The sequence below is a fragment of the Paralcaligenes ginsengisoli genome, assembly GCF_054781135.1.
This window is the reverse complement of the sequence record NZ_BAAGUZ010000002.1, coordinates 319820-339311: the sequence shown is the minus strand read 5'-3', so window position 1 is coordinate 339311 and position 19492 is coordinate 319820. Positions and strand designations below refer to the sequence as shown.

Sequence of the window (19492 nt, the reverse complement as noted above, 5' to 3'; positions counted from 1 at the left end):
GGGTTGGCCGTGGAAAGCGTGCGCGATCTGCTGGCGGCAAGCTGTTTGCCCAGGCTTGAGGCGCAGATGCTGCTGCGGCACGTGTTGCAGGTACCGCGTGCGTGGCTGATTGCACATGATACCGATCCCTTGCCGGTCGAAGCCCGGACGGCCTATCGACGCCTGGCCGAGCAGCGCCTGGCGGGACAACCCATGGCGTATTTGCTGGGTTTCCGCGAATTCATGGGGCACGAGTTCGCCGTGTCGCCGGCGGTATTGATTCCACGCCCCGACACGGAATTATTGGTGGAAACCGCGGTCCAACATCTGAATGGGCAGCCCGGTGCGCGAGTGCTCGATTTGGGCACGGGCAGCGGTGCGATTGCCGTGTCGATCGCGCTGGCGTGTCCGCGAGCGGAGGTGGTGGCTACCGATCTTAGCCGCGCGTCGTTGGATCTTGCGCAGGACAATGCGCGGCGTTTGTCGGCCCGAGTCGAATTTTTGTGCGGGAGTTGGTACGATGCCTTATTGGGGCAAGGGGCTTTTGACCTGATTGTGTCCAATCCGCCGTATATTGCTGCTGATGATGCGCACCTGGAGCAGGGCGATTTGCGCTTCGAACCGGCAGCGGCCTTAAGCGATGGCGCCGACGGCTTGCAGGCGCTGCGGATCATAGCCGGCGGTGCGGGGCAGTGGCTCAAGCCGGGCGGCGCCTTATGGATGGAGCATGGCTGGGACCAGGCCGAGGCGGTACGTGGGTTTTTAAGGCAGGCCGGATTCAAACGGCTTGCCAGCAGGCTGGATTTGGCCGGGATCGAGCGAGTTTCCGGTGGATATTTATAATTTAACTTCTTTTTTGTGGAAATGAGAGCATCATGAGCGACGTTCAAGAATTTATTCGTCAAACCGTGACCGAAAATCCGGTCGTATTGTTTATGAAGGGTACCGCCCAATTTCCGCAATGCGGTTTTTCGGGGCGCGCCATCCAGATTCTCAAGTCATCGGGCGTCACCAAGCTGGTGACTGTCAATGTGCTGGATGACGATGACGTACGCCAGGGCATCAAGGAATACTCCAATTGGCCGACGATTCCGCAGTTGTATGTGGCGGGCCAATTTGTGGGGGGCTCCGATATCATTGCTGAAATGAGCGAAAACGGCGAACTGCTTTCCACCCTCAAAGAGGCTGGGGCTCTTGCCTGAGGCACGGGTCGGCGATCATCCCGCGGTTGATGCCCAGGCCTGTCCATGACCCGGCGCATCGTTGTAGGCATTACCGGCGCAACAGGTGCAACGTATGCGGTGCACCTGTTGCAGGCCTTGCGCGGCGTACCCGATGTGGAATCGCATCTGGTGGTGTCGCCCTCGGGCGTGCTGAATATCAAATATGAGCTGGGGATTTCCCGCCAGGACGTCCACGCCCTGGCCGATCGGGTTTACAGCTTCCGCGATGTGGGCGCCGCCTTGGCCAGCGGCGGCTTTGCCACGGCGGGCATGGTGGTGGTGCCCTGTTCGATGCGTACCCTGGCGGCGGTGGCGCATGGTTTTTCGGATAATCTGATTACCCGGGCGGCCGACGTGACGCTCAAGGAGCGCCGCCGTTTGGTCCTGATGGTGCGGGAAACGCCCTTCAATCTGGCCCATTTGCGCAATATGACGGCCGTTACCGAGATGGGCGGAGTCATTTTTCCGCCGCTGCCGGCGTTTTATCATCATCCCAAGACCCTCGACGAAATGGTCGACCATACCGTGGCCAGGGTGCTTGAACTATTCGATATCCAGGTGCCCGGCCCGCATTGGGAAGGAATGCAGCCGTAGGGGTGGGGCCCTATGCCCACCCGTTTTGGCGGGTACATATAGACAATGGGCGGCCGCAAGGGCCACCCCTACGCCGCCGTCGGCATCTACGGCAACTTGCGCAGGTCTGTCATCAGGGTGATTTTTCTGGCTGCGGCCGGGGCGTTGGAATTTTCCTCGTCTTCGTCGCCAAAGGGTATCGCCGCGGGGGATCCGAACGTGTCGCCATCGAAAGCCTTATCGCCATTTTCGTCGGCGATGCCCGTGGTTTGCAGGCTGGCGAAATCGAAGAGTTGGCTATCCATCAGATGGGTGGGCACGACGCGCGACAGGGCGCCAAATACATTCCATGAGCGGCCGGGAAATTTCTTGTCCCAGTCGGCGATCATGCGGCTGACTTCCTTGCGCTTGAGATTCTCCTGGGAGCCGCACAAATTGCAGGGAATAATCGGAAATTCCTTGAGGGCCGCGTAGGCGATCAGGTCTTTTTCGGGCACGTAGGCCAGGGGCCGGATCACAATATGCTTGCCGTCGTCGGACATGAGCTTGGGCGGCATGGCTTTCATGCGGCCGCCATAGAACAGATTCAGGAAGAAGGTGCCCAGTATGTCGTCGCGGTGGTGCCCCAGGGCGATTTTTGTGGCGCCCAGTTCGCTCGCCACGCGGTACAGAATGCCGCGCCGCAGGCGCGAACATAGCGAGCACATGGTTTTGCCTTCGGGTATGACCCGGGTGACGACCGAGTAGGTGTCTTGCGTTTCAATGTGAAACGGTACGCCCAGGGCGCTCAGGTAATCGGGCAGGACGTGCTCTGGAAAGCCCGGCTGCTTCTGGTCGAGATTGACGGCAATGATGTCGAACTTGATCGGGGCCCGGGCCTTCAGCGTCAGCAGGATATCGAGCAGGCTGTATGAGTCCTTGCCTCCCGACAGGCAGACCATGACTTTATCGCCGTCTTCGATCATGTTGAAGTCGCTGATGGCGCGCCCGGTTTCGCGGATCAGGCGTTTGGCGAGCTTGTTGTCATCGACGCGCTGCTTATGGGCGCGGCGGCGCAGTTCGCCGGAAGTCGGTTCGCTACGGCTGGAATTGATGAGAGTATCGGTTTGCATGATTGTTGCTTGACGGTCAGGGGCGAGCCTGGCGGCTGCGCTGGACCTCGATGCCTACGGCCTCGCAGTCGGAAAAGGCCAAGGGCTTGCTGATACGGATTTTAACCTGACAGATGTCGGGAAAGTCGCGCAGCAGGCGCTCCACCACTTTTTCGCACAGCGTTTCGAGCAGGTTCACATGCACCTGTGTGCACTCTTCGACGATGGCATTGCGCAGCAGCCGATAATCGAGCACGGTCTGGAGTTTCTGGTCGTGCACCTGCTGGGTGATATTGACATCGAATTCGGCGTCGACGTGCAAAGGCTGCGTGGTGCGCAATTCGTGTTCCAGAATGCCTATATGGGCATCGAGGGCAAGCCGGGAGAAAAAAATGCGACGGGTGGGCATAGGGTCAACCTTGATCAAGTGCCTGAATTGTAGTGCCAGAATGACACCGGCTCGCTACAATTTGAGATGATGAACCAGGAGCAGGAATGCAAGCAGAGACTCAGGAGTTTGACGCGATCATCGTCGGGGGTGGCCCGGCGGGCGTGTCGTGCGCCGTCTGGCTGGCGCGTTTGGGCCTGGCTCCGCTGCTGGTCGAAGCGGGCGCGCAAATCGGCGGGCTATGCCGTTCGAACCCGTTCTACGATGAATGGAATGCGACTTTGCCTGGCATGACGGGCCCCCAGGTGGCCGACAATCTGGCCTTGAGCCTGGAGCAGGCCGCCGTGCCTGTCCTGCTGTCTTGCCCGGTGAAGCAGATACAGCGTTGCCCGCAAGGGTTTGCCGTGACGCGCGGCAGTGGCGCCACGCCGCTGGTCGCACGTTATCTGGTGTTGGCCAGCGGCGTGAAGGCTCGCTCTTTGCCTGAGCTGGATCGCGCCGCGCGCAGCTCCGGACACGCCGATCGGGTGTTGACAGGCCCTGGCGAACATATTGTGGCGCACGATTTCCGCGACAAGCGGGTGGCGATTCTGGGCGGCGGCGACAATGCTTTCGAGAATGCTCTGTATGCGCTGGGGAAGGGGGCCAGTGCGGCGCACATTTATGCAAGGCACGTGCGTGCGCAGCAGCAATTTGTACGCCAGGTATCACCCGCCAATATTGCGATCGGGCCCTACAAGGTCGATGTCCAGGCGCTGCGGGTCAATGATCGGCCCTACGATGTGCTGCTGGTTTTTTATGGCTGGGAACCTTGCGTGGATTTTGCCGATAATCTTGCGCTGGATCGCTCCGTGCGGGGGTTTCTGGACACGCATGCGCTAACGGCTGAAACCAGTTGTGCGGGGGTCTATGCCATAGGCGAAGTGGCGCAGCGGCAGCATCCCTGCGTCGTGACTGCCCTGGCCGACGGGGTGACCGCGGCCAAGGCCATACAGGCCCGTATCGAAAATCAGCTGGATGCGGATCGCCCGATCGAGGCCGCTGTTATTGTCGATAACTGGCGCTAGCCAGCGTACGAGAGCCGGCATTCGCTGGCCGCGGGCGCGGCCAGGGTAACGGTGAAGGCACGCAATTCGTCGCGCCGGAAAACATGGACAAGCGCTTTGTCGCCCGCTTTGTGGCGTGCCAGCAGTTTGTCCAGGCTGGCCGGTTCGGCTACCCGCAGACCGTCGACCGCGACGATGACGTCTGCGGCCGACAAGCCGCCCGCATGGGCCGCCCCGCCTTCATACACAGTGGCGATATGGGTTTCGCCGTTGACGCTGCGCGTGCGCACGTCCAGGGCGGGAATGCCCGAGGCCGGCTTCCAGGCCATGGCGATGCCCTGCAAGGGCAAGAGCCGAGCCAGAGGCACATCTTCGCAGCCATCGACATGGCGGGCGATAAAATCGGCGACATCGACTCCTGTTGCCTCGCGTATGAGGCGGGCCATGGATCTTTCGGCAATGCCCTTGCCGCCGCCTGTGTAAAAGTCGCGTCCGTAGCGCTCCCACAGCAAACGCATGACGTCGTCGAGCGAGTACGCGCCTTGCGAGCCCTGGCGGATGACAATATCCAGGCCGAGTGCGACGAGCGAGCCTTTGGTGTAGTAGCTGACGATGGCATTGGGCGAGTTTTCGTCCTGCTTGTAATAGCGGGTCCAGGCATCGAATGAACTGTCGGCGATGGATTGCTTGTGGCGCCCGGCACTGCGGTGCACCGTACTGATGACTTTGCCCAGCATGCGCAGATAGTCGTCTGGTTTGATCACGCCCGAGCGCAGCAGCATCAGGTCGTCGTAATAGGACGTGAAGCCTTCAAATACCCAAAGCAGGCGAGTATGGTTTTCACGGCTCAGGTCGTAGGGGGAAAACGCCGCGGGCTTGATGCGCTTGACGTTCCAGGTATGAAAATATTCGTGGCTGACCAAGCCCAGGAAAGTCTGATAGCCTTCGCCCGGCTCGGCGTCCAGAGACGGGAGGTCCTGGCGCGCGGCCATGAGCGCTGTCGAGGCGCGGTGCTCCAGGCCGCCATAACCGTCGCCGGTAACCATGGTCATGAAGACATAGCGTTCGGCCGAATCAAGAAACGGCGCTTTTTTGCTGACAGGCTCGAACAGGGCGATTTGCGCGGCGCAGATTTTCTGCGTATCGCGGGCGATGCGCTCCAGATCCAGATTGGGCAGCACGCCGGTAAACACCATCTCGTGTTCGGCGCCGTGCGCTTTGAATCGTGCCACCTGCGGGATACCCATCTCGACCGGATGATCGATCAGTGCATCGTAATCGGGGGCCAGGTAGACGCCAAAGCCATGGCGCCTGGCGGCTTCGGGGTGGTTATGGGCGGCGGGCAGGCTGGTATAGACCTTCCAGCCGCGGATGTGCGGGGGCGGATTGAGCCGGACGAGGCAGGGTTCATGCGTCTGGCCGGTGACGCTCAGGAAGACGCTGGCGCCATTGAAAAAAGCGTGCGATTCGTCGAAATGGGCGCCGCGCACCGAAAGATCCCAGGCGTAAACCAGGTATTCGACTACCAGCGGTCCTTGACAAGGCGCGCATTGCCAACTGTGGTTGCCCGTTTTACGCATGGCCACGGCTTTGCCTTTGCAGGCGGCGCGCAAGGTCTGAACCTGGCGCGAGAAATCTCGAATAAGATAGCTACCTGGGATCCAGGCCGGCAGGGTCAGTTCCTGGCCTTTCGGGTCGGGTCGTTGAATGCTTAATTGCACCTTGAATCGATGTCCGGCGGGGTCGAAAGGGCTAAGGCTGTAAAGTAGGGGTTCTTTTTTCATTCTTGACTGGATGGCCTGGGCCGCAATGTATTGGTTCGGTTTTTCAATTCCATATCTTACTGTGCAGGAGACAATATGAGTGCACCGCTCGTAAAAGTAGAGACTCGCGGCCGTGTGGGCCTGCTGACCATTGATCGTCCCAAGGCCCTGAATGCTCTAAGCAACGAGGTCATCGACGAGCTGGCCGTAGCCATGCGTGCTTTCGACGCCGACGACAACATCGGCGCCATGGTCCTGACCGGCAGCGCAAAGGCGTTTGCCGCAGGCGCCGATATCGGCGCCATGAAAGACTGGACCTTTCAGGATGTCTATGGGCAGGATTATCTGGGCCATAACTGGGAGGCCCTCAAGCGCATACGCAAACCGATTATCGCGGCGGTGGCGGGTTACGCACTGGGCGGCGGATGCGAGCTGGCCATGCTGTGCGATTTTATTATCGCCGCCGAGAATGCCCGTTTCGGCCAGCCCGAAATCAAGCTTGGCGTCATACCCGGCTATGGCGGCACGCAGCGCCTGCCGCGCGCCGTCAGCAAGGCCAAGGCCATGGATCTGGTGCTGACGGCACGCATGATGGATGCTGCCGAAGCCGAGCGAGCCGGCCTGGTATCGCGGGTAGTGCCTGTCGAACGGGTGCTCGATGAAGCGCTTGAGGCGGCCACGATTATCGCTTCAATGTCCCTGTCGTCGGTCATTATGGCCAAGGAGTGTGTCAATCGGGCCTACGAGGCCCCTTTGAACGACGCCTTGTTGTTCGAGCGCCGCAATTTCCACGCTTTGTTCGCGACCGAAGACCAAAAGGAAGGGATGCTTGCCTTTACCGAAAAACGGCCGCCCAAGTTCAAGAACCGCTAATCGTGCAGCAGTCTCTTGCCTCTGACGGGGCGGTCGCGAGACGGCTTTTTTGACCTTTTTTTTGTAAGCGGCTTCCCCGTCTATATAGCTAAAAGCTAAAATGCATATAAGCGTTGTTTATCTACAAATTTACCGTGAAGGTTACATAAACGGCTAGCTGACAAGTTGCTTACCCTTTTGAAATCAAGCTATACTCTCTGAGTTTGACGCCAGCGGAATAAAAATCCCGGGCGGCTTGGCACATAAAACCGGATATTTGGCCGTGTTGTTGGCAAGTATTGGATTTCTATGTGGGGCTCATATGCGGGTTATATATCTGTAAGTATCAAGCAAGTTATTACGTGCAAGATACCTCCTGCACGATATGACACGGCAAGGTAAAACGCAGTACGAAATCGGCAATACAAAATTAGTGAAAGCCGCCGGCGCGGGTGTGTACGCGGGCAGAATCGGGCGGTACGGGTTTAAACAGTGGCGACAGTGGAAGAAACAGTGGACGTCAGTGGAAGAAACAGCGGGAAGGGCGGTGAACACACTCGCGGCGAACACAGAAGCGAATGCAAGGCAGATGTAGATTCGGGGCGCAGGGCTTCAAAGGATATGCCCCCGGGATTTAAGCCGGGCATCGAATCAGAAGCCAAACTCGAACTTAGCGAAGCTGATCGCGCCGCTCTGGTTACCGGAGCCGGGCGTGGGGTAGTGCGGGCTTTAATGGCCCAGCTTGCTATGGGCGGTTTCGGGGCTTTGCTTTCGTGGGTGGTGGCGGGCTCCGCTGCGGGGCTGTCTGCCTTGATGGGGGCGGGAGCCTACTTTGTGCCCAATGTGTTGTTTGCTGTGCGGGTGTTATTGGGGCTGTATGGCCCCGGAAAGCCGAGCGAGCTCACCTTTTTTCTGGGTGAGGCGTTCAAACTGGCTTCCACCTTGCTGCTGCTGGGGCTTGCGGTCCATTTGACTCGCGGCTGGCTGGTCTGGCCGGCCTTCTTGCTGGGGCTGCTGTGTGTATTAAAAGGCTATGTGCTGCTGCTCCTGCCGGGCAGGCGGTGGTAGCGTCGAGTAGTGATTTCATGAGCCTTGTGCTCTCGGTATAGGCTAACAGGATAAGGGTTCAGATGGCTGCTAGTGATATTTCGCCTCAGTCTGAGTATATTCAGCACCACTTGGTTCATTTAAACAATATTGGAGCCAAGCAAGCGGTTATTGCCGATTTCAATATCGTCAACTACGACTCGCTGTTCTGGGCCATTCTAATGGGCCTGATTGTGGTGTATGTGCTGTGGCGCGCCGCCAAGTCTGCCACCACCGGGGTACCGGGCCGCTTCCAGGTGTCGGTCGAGATGCTGGCCAGCATGGTCGACGAAGAAGCCAAAAGCATTGTGCCCAACGAAGTGTCGCGCCGTTTCATGACACCGCTGGCGCTGACCGTGTTCCTGTGGATCATTCTCATGAACACGCTGGATCTGGTTCCTATCGACATGCTGAGCTGGATCTTCAGAATGACCGGCCTGGGCACGCATCATGGCGATGTACTTTATTACCATCGCATATTGCCTACCGCCGATCTCAACGTACCCATGGGCATGGCCCTGGGCGTGTTGCTCCTGATGTTCTATTACGGCATCAAGATCAAGCATCCCCTTGGTTTCGTCAAAGATTTATTTACTGCACCGTTCCATGCGCATGGCGTCTTGGGCGTTGTACTCATGCCGTTCAATTTTTTGCTGAATGTCATCGAATACGCCGCCAAATCGCTTTCATTGGGCATGCGGTTGTTCGGCAATATGTTTGCCGGCGAATTGATTTTCATGCTGATCGCCCTGCTGGGCGGAGCATGGACCGGATTTAATGGCATGAGCTTCGGGCTTGGGATCGGCCAGGTAATAGCAGGGTCGGTGTGGGCAATCTTCCACATCCTGATCGTGTTGTTGCAGGCGTTCATTTTCATGATGCTGACCTTGGTCTATGTAGGTCAGGCTCACGAAAGCCATTAATAGTTTTCCGGCCAGGGTTAATCGCCTGGCCGGGGTGCAAGATCATCTTGCAAGGTGTATTTTTTTTGACTTTTTGATTACACGGTTTTTAACCAAGGAGTTGTTATGACCAACGTTGCTTTCGTTGCTCTGGCTTGCGGTCTTATTATTGGTCTTGGCGCTATTGGCGCATGTATCGGTATCGGTTTGATGGGTGGCAAATATCTGGAAGCGTCGGCTCGCCAGCCTGAGTTGATGAATGTTCTGCAAACCAAGATGTTCCTGCTGGCCGGTCTTATCGATGCGGCCTTCCTGATCGGTGTTGGTATTGCCATGTTGTTTGCCTTCTCCAATCCGTTTGTCGGGTAATTGGAATTGCCCGCGATTCGCGGGTCAAGCACCGTTTGTTGTACTTGGCATAGTATGAGTATGCGACGGTTTGAACATCATGTATCTAGTGGTGTTTGCGTTGAACAATCGTAGTATTAAAGGGAAACGACCGTGAATTTAAACGCGACTCTCTTTTTCCAGATGCTCGTGTTTTTTGTTCTGGGCTGGTTCACGATGAAATTCATCTGGCCACCCCTGACAAAAGCAATGGACGATCGCCGTCAGAAAATTGCCGATGGCCTGGCGGCCGCCGACAAGGGCAAGGCCGACTTGGCTCAAGCCCAGGCGCGCATCAGCCTGATAGAAGCTTCTGCGAAAACTGAAAACCATGCCCGCATGGTAGAGGCCGAGAAGCAAGCCGCTGCTTTAATTGAGCAATCCCGCCGTGAAGGCGAGGCCGAAAAAGCCAGAATCATTGCGCAAGCCAAGCAAGACGCTGCGCAAGAGGTTCAACGCGCTCGCGAAGGTTTGCGTGCCGATGTGGCCGTTTTGGCTGTCAAAGGTGCGGAACAAATTCTTAAACGAGAAGTTAACGCACAAGTGCACGCCGAGCTGCTGGATCAGCTTAAGGCACAACTCTAATATTAGGGCAAGCCATGGCTGAATTATCGACTATCGCCAGACCCTACGCCGAAGCGTTGTTTGCTGCGGCCCGCGACGACCAGGCCGACCTGGCATCGTGGTTGGATCTGGTCAACGAGCTTGCCCAAGTGGCAAGCATAGAAAGCGTGCGTGAAGCAATGACCGATCCTCGCCTGGGCGATGCCCAACGCGCTGATCTGTTTGCCGGCCTGATCAAATCGCCGCTTTCGAAGACGGCGCGTAATTTTATCGAGCTGCTGGTCGGCAACGACCGTTTGTTGTTCCTGCCCCAGATTGCACAGCAGTTCGATGCGCTCAAGAACCGGCACGATGGGACTGCACTTGCGGAAATCACAAGCGCGTTTGCGCTTGACGATGCGCAGGTTCAGCAAATTGTTGTTGGCCTCGAGAAAAAATTTGGCCTCAAACTCAAACCGGTCGTGACTGTCGACGCCTCCCTGATCGGTGGTGTGCGCGTCATGGTCGGCGACCAAGTACTTGATACTTCCGTGCAGGCCCAGTTGGCCCGCATGCGCGATACGCTGGCCGCCTGATGCGCGCCAGATAACAGGATTCCAGGAGTCTGAACATGCAACTTAACCCGTCAGAGATCAGCGAACTGCTCAAGAGCCGCATCGAAGGCTTGGGCGCGTCGACCGACGTACGTACGCAAGGCACGGTCGTTTCCGTAACCGACGGCATTACCCGCGTCCACGGCTTGTCCGATGTGATGCAAGGCGAAATGCTCGAGTTTCCCAACAACGTATTTGGTCTTGCGCTCAACCTCGAGCGCGATTCCGTAGGCGCGGTTATTCTGGGCGACTACACCGGTATATCGGAAGGCGACCCCGTCAAGACCACGGGCCGTATTCTTGAGGTGCCGGTCGGCCCGGAGCTGCGCGGCCGCGTGGTCGACGCGCTGGGCAACCCCATCGACGGCAAAGGCCCCATCAATGCCAAAGCCACCGATATCATCGAAAAAGTCGCCCCAGGCGTGATTGCCCGTCAATCGGTGTCGCAGCCTCTGCAAACTGGTATCAAGGCTATCGATTCCATGGTGCCAATCGGCCGCGGCCAGCGCGAATTGATCATTGGCGACCGTCAAACCGGTAAAACCGCCGTTGCGGTCGATGCCATCATCAGCCAGAAAGGCAAGGGCGTTACCTGCGTGTACGTCGCCATCGGCCAGAAAGCATCGACAATCAACAACGTGGTGCGCAAGCTCGAAGAACTCGGCGCACTCGAATACACCATAGTCGTGGCTGCGGGCGCGTCGGAATCGGCCGCCATGCAGTACCTGTCGGCTTATTCGGGCTGCACCATGGGCGAGTATTTCCGCGATCGCGGCGAAGACGCGCTTATCGTGTACGACGATCTGACCAAGCAGGCCTGGGCCTATCGTCAGGTATCGCTGCTGCTGCGCCGCCCTCCAGGCCGCGAAGCCTATCCCGGCGATGTGTTCTACCTGCATTCCCGCCTGCTCGAACGTGCCGCGCGCGTCAATGCCGATTACGTCGAAAAATTCACCAAAGGCGAAATCAAGGGCAAAACCGGCTCGCTGACCGCCTTGCCCATTATCGAAACCCAGGCCGGCGACGTTTCGGCCTTCGTTCCGACCAACGTGATTTCCATTACCGACGGTCAGATCTTCCTCGAAACCGATCTGTTCAACGCCGGTGTACGTCCGGCCATCAACGCGGGTATTTCGGTATCGCGTGTGGGCGGCGCCGCGCAAACCAAGGTCATCAAGAAATTGTCCGGCGGTATTCGTACCGACTTGGCCCAGTATCGTGAATTGGCCGCATTTGCACAGTTCGCCTCCGACCTCGACGACGCGACCCGCCGTCAGCTCGAGCGCGGCAAACGTGTGGTCGAACTGCTCAAGCAGCCTCAGTACCAGCCTTTGCAGGTCTGGGAGCTGGCCGTGACCTTGTTTGCGGTCAATAACGGCTACCTCGACGACGTTGCCGTCGAGCAGGTTCTTGGCTTCGAGAAAGCCCTGAAGGATCATCTCAAATCCAAGAACGAAGCGATGCTCAAACGCATCGAAGACACCAAAGAGCTTTCCAAAGACGACGAAACCGAATTGGTTGCCGCCGTTCAGGAATTCAAAAAGCACGGTGCTTTTTAAGTTTGACTGGCGAGGGTGATGTGGCGATCGCTACACTTATCCAAACGTAAGGCGGGGTGCAAATGTACCCCGCGACAACGCCCTGACAGGAAAATGTAATGGCCGGAATCAAGGAAATCCGAACAAAGATCAAGAGCGTGCAAAACACGCGCAAGATCACCAAAGCCATGGAGATGGTGGCTGCTTCCAAAATGCGCAAGGCGCAGGAAAGGATGCGTGCCGGCCGTCCCTATGCGACTAAAGTGCGCGAGATCGCTGCTCACCTGATGCAGGCGCATCCCGACTACCGCCATCCTTACACGGTCGAATCCGGTAAATTGACTGCGGTTGGCATTATCGTGGTCTCGACCGACAAAGGCCTGTGCGGCGGCCTGAACACCAACATAATGCGCCTCGTGCTTGCCCGCATGAAAGATTTCGAGCAAAAAGGCGTCAAGGTGCAGGCCACGGCATTGGGCAACAAAAGTGCCGGCGTACTGGCTCGTATCAGCGCGAATCTGGTGTCGCAGGAAGTGCAATTGGGCGATGCGCCCAATCTCGAGCGCCTGATTGGCGCGATCAAGGTGCAAATCGATGCTTTCGTCGATGGCAAGATCGACGCCTTGTACATCGCGACAAACCGTTTTGTGAACACCATGAAGCAGGATCCCAGCTTCATTCGGCTGTTGCCCTTGCCTGACGGGCTCGAAGATCCATTCCAGACGGAAGGTGCCGCCAAGGAAGACGAGCAAAACGTGGTGAAGTCGAATTTCGGCTGGGACTATCTGTACGAACCCGATTCGACAACCGTTATCGACGAATTGCTTATGCGTTACGTAGAGGGCTTGGTGTATCAGGCCGTTGCAGAAAACATGGCGTCCGAGCAATCGGCTCGCATGGTTGCCATGAAAGCTGCGTCGGACAACGCCAAGAAAGTCATCGGTGACCTGCAACTGGTTTACAACAAAACCCGCCAGGCCGCCATTACCAAAGAAATTTCAGAAATCGTGGGGGGCGCTGCCGCTGTTTAAGGTTTAAGCAGAAGGCATCCCGTCAAAGATATTTAGCAAGGACTAGACATGAGTAACGGAACCATCGTTCAGTGCATCGGCGCCGTGGTGGACATTCAGTTCCCCCGCGATAGCATGCCCAAAATCTATGCCGCCCTCAAGCTGGCAGACGACAGCTCGGCATTCGCCGAAAAAGGGCTTACCTTTGAAGTGCAACAGCAATTGGGCGACGGCGTAGTTCGCACGATCGCGATGGGCTCGTCCGACGGCTTGCGTCGTGGCATGGCTGTCAGCGACACCGGCGCACCGATCTCGGTGCCGGTCGGGCTGGGTACGCTGGGCCGCATCATGGACGTGTTGGGCCGCCCCATCGACGATGCGGGCCCCATCGACAGCACCGAGCTTCGTTCGATTCACCAGGACGCTCCCCATTTCGACGAATTGTCGCCGTCGGTGGAACTGCTGGAAACCGGGATCAAGGTTATCGATCTGGTCTGCCCGTTCGCCAAAGGCGGCAAGGTAGGCCTGTTCGGCGGCGCCGGTGTGGGCAAGACCGTGAACATGCTGGAACTGATCAATAACATCGCCAAGGCGCACAGCGGCCTGTCGGTGTTTGCGGGTGTGGGCGAGCGTACTCGCGAAGGCAACGACTTCTACCACGAAATGGCTGAAGCCGGTGTCATCAAGCTGGACAACCTGGCCGAATCGAAAGTGGCCATGGTGTTCGGCCAGATGAACGAGCCTCCCGGCAACCGTCTGCGCGTGGCGCTCTCGGGCTTGACCATGGCCGAGAAATTCCGCGACGAAGGCCGCGATATCCTGTTCTTCGTCGACAACATCTATCGCTACACGCTGGCCGGTACGGAAGTGTCCGCGCTGTTGGGCCGCATGCCGTCGGCGGTGGGCTATCAGCCTACGCTGGCCGAAGAAATGGGCAAGCTGCAGGAACGCATTACGTCCACCAAAACCGGTTCGATCACGTCCATCCAGGCCGTTTACGTGCCTGCCGATGACTTGACCGATCCTTCCCCCGCCACGACCTTCCAGCATCTGGACTCCACCGTGGTGCTGTCGCGCGACATCGCCGCCCTGGGTATCTACCCGGCAGTTGATCCGCTCGACTCCACCAGCCGCCAGCTCGATCCGCAAGTCGTGGGTGAAGAGCACTATGCTGTGGCTCGCGGCGTGCAGCAAACCTTGCAACGCTACAAAGAATTGCGCGACATTATCGCGATTCTGGGCATGGACGAACTGTCGCCCGAAGACAAGCAGGCTGTGGCCCGTGCTCGCAAAATTCAGCGCTTCCTGTCCCAGCCTTTCCATGTGGCCGAAGTGTTTACCGGCTCGCCCGGCAAGTACGTGCCCCTGACGGAAACCCTGCGCGGCTTCAAGATGATTGTCGACGGCGAGTGCGATGCCTTGCCCGAGCAGGCTTTCTACATGGTGGGTTCTATCGACGAAGCCTTCGAGAAAGCCAAAAAACTGCAATAAGGATTACTCATGGCCAACTTGCAAGTTGATGTGGTCAGCGCGGAAAAAACGATTTTCTCCGGTGAGGCGAAATTCGTGGTTCTGCCTGGCGAGTCGGGCGAGCTGGGCATTTTGCCCGGTCACGCTCCCCTTATCTCGCGTATCAATCACGGTACGGTCAAGATCGTGCTGGCTGACGGCAAAGGCGAAGAAAACATCTTTGTGGCGGGCGGCATTCTCGAGGTCCAGCCGGGTACGGTCACGGTATTGTCCGATACGGCGATTCGTGCCGCCGACCTGGATGAAGCCAAGGCCATCGAAGCACGCAATCGTGCCGAAGAGGCGCTGCGCAACACCAAGGACAAGGCCGATATCGCCGTGGTTGAAGCCGAGCTGGCCATGCTGGCAGCCCAGGCCGCGGCCGCGCGCAAGCTTAGGCAGATACGCCACTAGCATTGCCGGGCTTTGCCCGTCGTTGATTCGCAAGGGCGCCCCATGTGGGCGCCCTTTGCATATAAGCGCCGCGGCAGGGCCCCAGGCGCCCTCGCAAGAAACCACAGCAATAGGCCCCGCGGAGCCCCGTCCCCGCTCTTTCGTCTATACGTACTTCCCGATTTAAGACTTTCACGAATAGCCGTGCCCACGGTCTCCTGATTATTCTTGTTCCTGCCAGCTTCATCAGTCCACAAACAAGGAGGGGATTCATGAGAGAACGTCTGGATTGTGCAATATTGAGTACTCCAGGAACCGGCGACTGGGTGCGCCCATGGCTGGGCAGGCACGCGGGTGGTCGCGTACATGTGCAGGCGCTGGACAGTCAGGCCGGCGGCGCGGATTCCTGCGAGGTGCTCGCTCGCGTCGCCATGCCGTTGCGGCGCTTCGACGTCTGCCTGGTTCCTGTGTCCGAATCCAATCTTGCCTGGGTACGCACTGTCTTATCGGCCGCGCAAGGGCTTTTGCAAACACCGGTACTGGCCCTGGTCCATCAGTTGAAGGCGGCGGCACTCAATGATCTGTATGCCCTGGGCCTGGCCGATTTTGTACGCGATCCCATTTGTCCCGAAGAATTGCGCGTTCGAATCGAACAACTGCTCGATGAACGGCGTTACCCAATGCGCGAGCCGGCGGGCGCTGCGCGGCTCAAGGAAACGCATACCGCGTATCCGGCGGGTCCGGGTCTGAATGGCTCGGCAACCGAACAAGCCTTGTGCGCCACCATACTCGAGCGTGGCGGACACGAGCTCGAGGCCTACGCGGTTGCCACCGCGTCGCGTTGCGCCACTTCCAAAGAGTCGTTCCAGGCAGCGAAAAGCAAGGTGGTGGAACGTTTCGAACGCGCCTATATCACTGCGGCCCTGGGCCGGCATTCGGGCAATATTGCCATGGCGGCCCGCGCCGCGCAAAAACACCGGCGCGCTTTTTGGGCACTCATGCGCAAACACCAGATCGATGCGGCTCCCTATCGGGGTGAGTGCTCCCCGTTTATTCCTCCAGACGGTTAAAATCAGGCCTGTTTCCGAATAAGGATAGCCGTGTCTTTGCCTTCTTTAAAAAATGATGTCTTTTTGCGCGCTCTCATGCGCCAGCCTGTACCGTATACCCCGCTCTGGCTCATGCGCCAGGCGGGGCGCTATTTGCCCGAGTACAACCAGACTCGAGCGCGGGCGGGTTCGTTCATGGCGCTGGCGCAAAATCCCGAATTCGCCTGTGAAGTCACGCTGCAGCCGCTCGAGCGTTTTCAGCTCGATGCCGCCATTCTGTTTTCCGATATCCTGACCGTCCCGCATGCCATGGGCCTGGGACTCGATTTTTTGCCGGGCGAAGGGCCACGGTTTGCACATCCCGTGCGTACCGAAGCCGATGTCCAAAAGCTGGCAGTTCCCGATATGTCGCGCTTGCAGTACGTGTTTGATGCGGTTTCGCTCATTCGCAAAGAGCTCGACGGCAAGGTGCCTCTGATCGGGTTTGCCGGCAGTCCATGGACCATAGGCTGCTATATGGTTGAAGGGCAGGGGTCCGACGATTATCGCCTGATCAAAAGCATGTTGTACGGGCGCCCCGATTTATTGCATCGCATGCTCGACATCAATGCACAGTCCACCATTCAGTATCTCAACGCGCAAATTGCGGCGGGAGCCCAGGCTGCCATGATTTTCGACAGCTGGGGCGGTGTGCTTGCCGATGGCCTGTTCCAGGAATTTTCGCTGGCTTACACCCGCAAGGTCGTGCAGGGCCTGACCCGGCAACGCGAAGGCCGGGCGGTCCCTGTTATTGTATTTACCAAAGGCGGGGGGCAGTGGCTTGAAGAAATCGCGGCCTGTGGCTGCGACGCCGTGGGCCTGGACTGGACGGTCAATCTGCACCGGGCGCGTCAACGTACCGCCGATAGCGTGGCGCTTCAGGGTAATCTGGATCCCATGGCCTTGTTTGGCGGCGAAGGCGCCATACGTGCCCAGGCGCGTCGCGTCATTGACGATTTCGGCGTGGTCGAAGCAGGCGGGCATGTATTCAATCTGGGCCACGGCATTTCCCGATTTACCCCACCCGACGCAGTTTCCGTGCTGGTCGATGAAGTTCACAACTATAGCCGCTCAAATCATCCGATGCTGCGGTGAAGCCGGATATAAGCGCTTGTTTTATAGGCTGAAGATAGAAGTTGTACACATAACTTTATTGCTTTGCACAAAGGTCATTCATACCTTAGTTACTTTTTCGGTTGTGTGCATAACATATTGTTTTATATAAATAAAAAATATTTTTTTATTGCCTTTGGCTGATTTGCGCAAATGTGATGGTTGACTTTCCAAGAGTTGTTATATTCCTTTTCCCCAAAGTTATCCACAGGCTTGGGCTGAAACGCCAAAGGTGGCGTATTCTCATGTGTTCGGCATATTTCTTAAGAAAACACTTTAAGTTGGACGTGGCCCGATGATCGAAGATGCCGCCGGGGCGATCGACAGCGAAACCGGCATCACAGTGCATTGGCTCAGCGTGGCGCTTGACGTTCCCCTGGCAGGGCTGTTTGATTATCGTGCCGATCGGGCGGTGCCGATCGGTGCGAGGGTGATTGTGCCGTTCGGGCACCGGAAGCTTATTGGTGTTGTCGTCGACACCCCGGAAACCCCGGCGTTTGATGCCGCCCAGATCAAGGCCATTGATCAGATACTCGACGATTTGCCGCCTTTGCCGTCCGACTGGATTCGGCTGGCCGGGTTTGCCGCCCAGTATTATCAGCGTCCGCTGGGTGAAGTCATGCTGCCTGCCTTGCCTGCCGGTTTGCGCAAGGTGACCGCCTATCAGGGCAAGCGTTCCGCGGGCGGGCCGGTACAGCGCCTCGACAAGCGCAAGGCGCCGGCTCTGCCGCTTATTGCCGCCGATCAGACCCCGGTTTTAAATGCGCAGCAGGCTGACGCCGTTCAGGTGATCAATGCTCTTGACGGCCATAAAACGCTGTTGCTGCATGGTGTGACGGGCAGCGGCAAGACAGAGGTGTATTTGCATGCGGCCCAGGCGGTGCTGGCCCGCGGGCAACAGGTGTTGTTCATGGTGCCGGAAATCAATTTGACGCCGCAGCTCGAACAGTCGCTGCGCGCGCGCCTGGCCGCACTGGCCGGCGCGAATGCCTTGGCCGTTTTGCACAGCGGGCTGGCCGAGGGCGAGCGTTTGCGTGCCTGGCTAAGCGTCCAGCGCGGCCAGGCGCAGGTTTTGCTGGGTACGCGCTTATCGATTTTTACTCCCATGCCGAAGCTAGGGCTGATTATCGTCGACGAGGAGCACGACGCATCATACAAGCAGCAGGACGGTTTACGCTATTCGGCGCGCGACCTGGCCGTGTGGCGTGCCCACGACCGGCAGGTGCCGGTCATTCTGGGGTCGGCCACGCCATCGCTGGAATCCTGGTATCACGCCGAACGCGGTCATTATTTGAAGTTGTCGCTGGCGCACCGGGCCCGCGCGGTGGAACTGCCCGTGGTTCGGTTGGTGGATACCCGCAGGCTGGTTTTGCAGCAGGGGTTTTCGCCTCAATTGATCGACGCCATTCAAGAGCGTCTCGATCAGGGTCAGCAAGCTCTGATTTTTTTGAATCGGCGCGGTTATGCTCCCGTTCTGAATTGTGCGTCCTGCGGGTGGGTCAGCCAGTGCCCGCGCTGCAGCGCGTATACCGTGTTGCATCGGGGTTCGGGCCGGCGCCATCGTTTGCAATGCCATCATTGCGGCTATCAGGTGCAGGCACCTCATGCCTGTCCCGATTGCGGCGATCAGGATTTGCGGCCCATGGGCCGCGGCACGCAACGGGTCGAAGAACATCTGGCCGAGCTGTTCCCTCAGGCGCGGATCGCGCGCATCGATGCCGACAGCACGCGCCTGAAAGGCAGTGCGGCCGCCTTGTTCGCCAAGGTTCATGCCGGAGAATACGATCTGCTGGTAGGTACTCAAATGGTCGCCAAAGGCCACGACTTTGTAAATCTGGGACTGGTGGGGGTCCTGAATGCGGATGCCATGCTGTTTGCGCAGGACTTCCGGGCGCCGGAGCGCCTGTTCTCCCAGCTTATGCAGGTCGCGGGGCGAGCGGGGCGGCATGTAAAGGGGGGCGAGGTCATTATCCAGACCGACTATCCCGACCAGCCGGTTTATCAGTCGCTGGTGCGGCACGATTATGCCGGATTCGCCCAGTACAGCCTGGCCGAGCGTGAATCGATTGGTTTACCGCCTTGTGCTTTTCAGGCGCTCTTGACGGCCGAGGCCCGCGAACTGAAGCTGGCTCTGGATTTCCTGGCGCAGGCGCGGGCCTGGTTGCAGGAACAAATCGGCGATGGCGGCGCGGCCCTGACTCTGTATGATCCGGTTCCTTTGCGAGTGGTGCGGGTGGCCAATATCGAGCGTGCGCAGTTGTTGGTCGAAAGCCTCCATCGGCCGACTCTCCAGGTGTTTTTGGCGCAATGGTCGGCCGCCCTGCCCGAGTTGGCGGCAAAAGCCAGAGTGCGCTATCAGCTTGAGGTGGACCCGCTGGAAATTTAAGCCGGCCA

At 58.2% G+C, this 19492-nt stretch carries 20 protein-coding genes; 17 read left to right on the top strand and 3 right to left on the bottom strand.

The genetic code is table 11. The features are described 5' to 3' along the window. Positions 1-9 precede the first annotated feature (9 nt). Genes prmC through ACYVIS_RS01730 form a run of 3 tightly spaced genes read left to right on the top strand, consistent with a single transcriptional unit; the run spans position 10 to position 1796 of the window. A complete protein-coding gene (gene prmC, locus ACYVIS_RS01740; RefSeq protein WP_255696602.1) occupies positions 10-822 on the top strand; it encodes a peptide chain release factor N(5)-glutamine methyltransferase in 813 nt (270 codons plus the stop codon). Between the two features lie 32 nt (positions 823-854). Then, entirely contained in the window at positions 855-1181 is a 327-nt protein-coding gene (gene grxD / locus ACYVIS_RS01735) for a Grx4 family monothiol glutaredoxin (RefSeq protein WP_232742260.1), read from the top strand. 45 nt (positions 1182-1226) lie between these two features. After that, positions 1227-1796 carry a UbiX family flavin prenyltransferase gene (locus tag ACYVIS_RS01730; protein WP_232742261.1) on the top strand — a complete coding sequence of 190 codons (570 nt, stop codon included), beginning with the start codon at positions 1227-1229 and terminating at the stop codon, positions 1794-1796. Between the two features lie 86 nt (positions 1797-1882). Here ACYVIS_RS01730 and ttcA read toward each other — a convergent pair whose 3' ends face one another. Further along, positions 1883-2887: a tRNA 2-thiocytidine(32) synthetase TtcA gene (gene ttcA, locus ACYVIS_RS01725; RefSeq protein ID WP_460873100.1), complete on the bottom strand. Its 1005-nt coding sequence runs from the start codon at positions 2885-2887 to the stop codon at positions 1883-1885. A 16-nt stretch (positions 2888-2903) separates the two neighbouring features. Further along, on the bottom strand, positions 2904-3275 hold the full coding sequence (gene folB / locus ACYVIS_RS01720) for a dihydroneopterin aldolase (RefSeq protein ID WP_460873098.1): 372 nt from the start codon (positions 3273-3275) through the stop codon (positions 2904-2906). Positions 3276-3361: 86 nt separating this feature from the next. Here folB and ACYVIS_RS01715 point away from each other — a divergent pair, with 86 nt between their 5' ends. Continuing rightward, positions 3362-4321 carry an NAD(P)/FAD-dependent oxidoreductase gene (locus tag ACYVIS_RS01715; RefSeq protein ID WP_460873097.1) on the top strand — a complete coding sequence of 320 codons (960 nt, stop codon included), beginning with the start codon at positions 3362-3364 and terminating at the stop codon, positions 4319-4321. Here the strand turns inward: ACYVIS_RS01715 and ACYVIS_RS01710 are convergent. Continuing rightward, entirely contained in the window at positions 4318-6084 is a 1767-nt protein-coding gene (locus tag ACYVIS_RS01710; RefSeq protein WP_460873096.1) for a M61 family metallopeptidase, read from the bottom strand. The two genes, ACYVIS_RS01715 and ACYVIS_RS01710, sit on opposite strands and share 4 nt — an antisense overlap. Before the next feature lie 75 nt (positions 6085-6159). Here ACYVIS_RS01710 and ACYVIS_RS01705 point away from each other — a divergent pair, with 75 nt between their 5' ends. The 13 genes from ACYVIS_RS01705 (at position 6160) to ACYVIS_RS01645 (ending at position 19484) form a co-directional block, all read left to right on the top strand. Beyond that, positions 6160-6936, top strand: a complete 777-nt coding sequence (locus tag ACYVIS_RS01705) for an enoyl-CoA hydratase (RefSeq protein ID WP_232742266.1) — start codon at positions 6160-6162, stop codon at positions 6934-6936. 600 nt (positions 6937-7536) lie between these two features. Then, positions 7537-7983: an ATP synthase subunit I gene (locus ACYVIS_RS01700; protein WP_232742267.1), complete on the top strand. Its 447-nt coding sequence runs from the start codon at positions 7537-7539 to the stop codon at positions 7981-7983. A 62-nt stretch (positions 7984-8045) separates the two neighbouring features. Next, positions 8046-8924, top strand: coding sequence for a F0F1 ATP synthase subunit A (gene atpB, locus ACYVIS_RS01695; protein WP_232742268.1), 879 nt, complete (start codon positions 8046-8048; stop codon positions 8922-8924). A 105-nt stretch (positions 8925-9029) separates the two neighbouring features. Beyond that, positions 9030-9272 (top strand): F0F1 ATP synthase subunit C, encoded by a 243-nt coding sequence (gene atpE / locus ACYVIS_RS01690; protein ID WP_088603884.1) that lies wholly within the window; start codon positions 9030-9032, stop codon positions 9270-9272. A 132-nt stretch (positions 9273-9404) separates the two neighbouring features. Beyond that, positions 9405-9875 carry a F0F1 ATP synthase subunit B gene (locus ACYVIS_RS01685; RefSeq protein WP_232742269.1) on the top strand — a complete coding sequence of 157 codons (471 nt, stop codon included), beginning with the start codon at positions 9405-9407 and terminating at the stop codon, positions 9873-9875. A 14-nt stretch (positions 9876-9889) separates the two neighbouring features. Further along, positions 9890-10429 (top strand): F0F1 ATP synthase subunit delta, encoded by a 540-nt coding sequence (locus tag ACYVIS_RS01680; RefSeq protein WP_460873095.1) that lies wholly within the window; start codon positions 9890-9892, stop codon positions 10427-10429. Positions 10430-10464: 35 nt separating this feature from the next. Further along, on the top strand, positions 10465-12006 hold the full coding sequence (gene atpA / locus ACYVIS_RS01675; RefSeq protein ID WP_232742271.1) for a F0F1 ATP synthase subunit alpha: 1542 nt from the start codon (positions 10465-10467) through the stop codon (positions 12004-12006). 98 nt (positions 12007-12104) lie between these two features. Next, entirely contained in the window at positions 12105-13016 is a 912-nt protein-coding gene (atpG, locus tag ACYVIS_RS01670; protein ID WP_232742272.1) for a F0F1 ATP synthase subunit gamma, read from the top strand. 48 nt (positions 13017-13064) lie between these two features. Further along, positions 13065-14486, top strand: a complete 1422-nt coding sequence (gene atpD, locus ACYVIS_RS01665; RefSeq protein ID WP_232742273.1) for a F0F1 ATP synthase subunit beta — start codon at positions 13065-13067, stop codon at positions 14484-14486. Between the two features lie 9 nt (positions 14487-14495). Continuing rightward, positions 14496-14918, top strand: a complete 423-nt coding sequence (locus ACYVIS_RS01660) for a F0F1 ATP synthase subunit epsilon (RefSeq protein ID WP_232742274.1) — start codon at positions 14496-14498, stop codon at positions 14916-14918. 251 nt (positions 14919-15169) lie between these two features. Next, positions 15170-15967, top strand: coding sequence for a hypothetical protein (locus ACYVIS_RS01655; protein WP_460873094.1), 798 nt, complete (start codon positions 15170-15172; stop codon positions 15965-15967). Between the two features lie 30 nt (positions 15968-15997). Next, positions 15998-17080, top strand: coding sequence for a uroporphyrinogen decarboxylase (gene hemE, locus ACYVIS_RS01650; protein ID WP_460873093.1), 1083 nt, complete (start codon positions 15998-16000; stop codon positions 17078-17080). Between the two features lie 313 nt (positions 17081-17393). Then, the gene (locus ACYVIS_RS01645) at positions 17394-19484 is read left to right on the top strand and encodes a primosomal protein N' (RefSeq protein ID WP_460873092.1); all 2091 of its coding nucleotides are present in this window, start codon (positions 17394-17396) and stop codon (positions 19482-19484) included. Positions 19485-19492 lie beyond the last annotated feature (8 nt).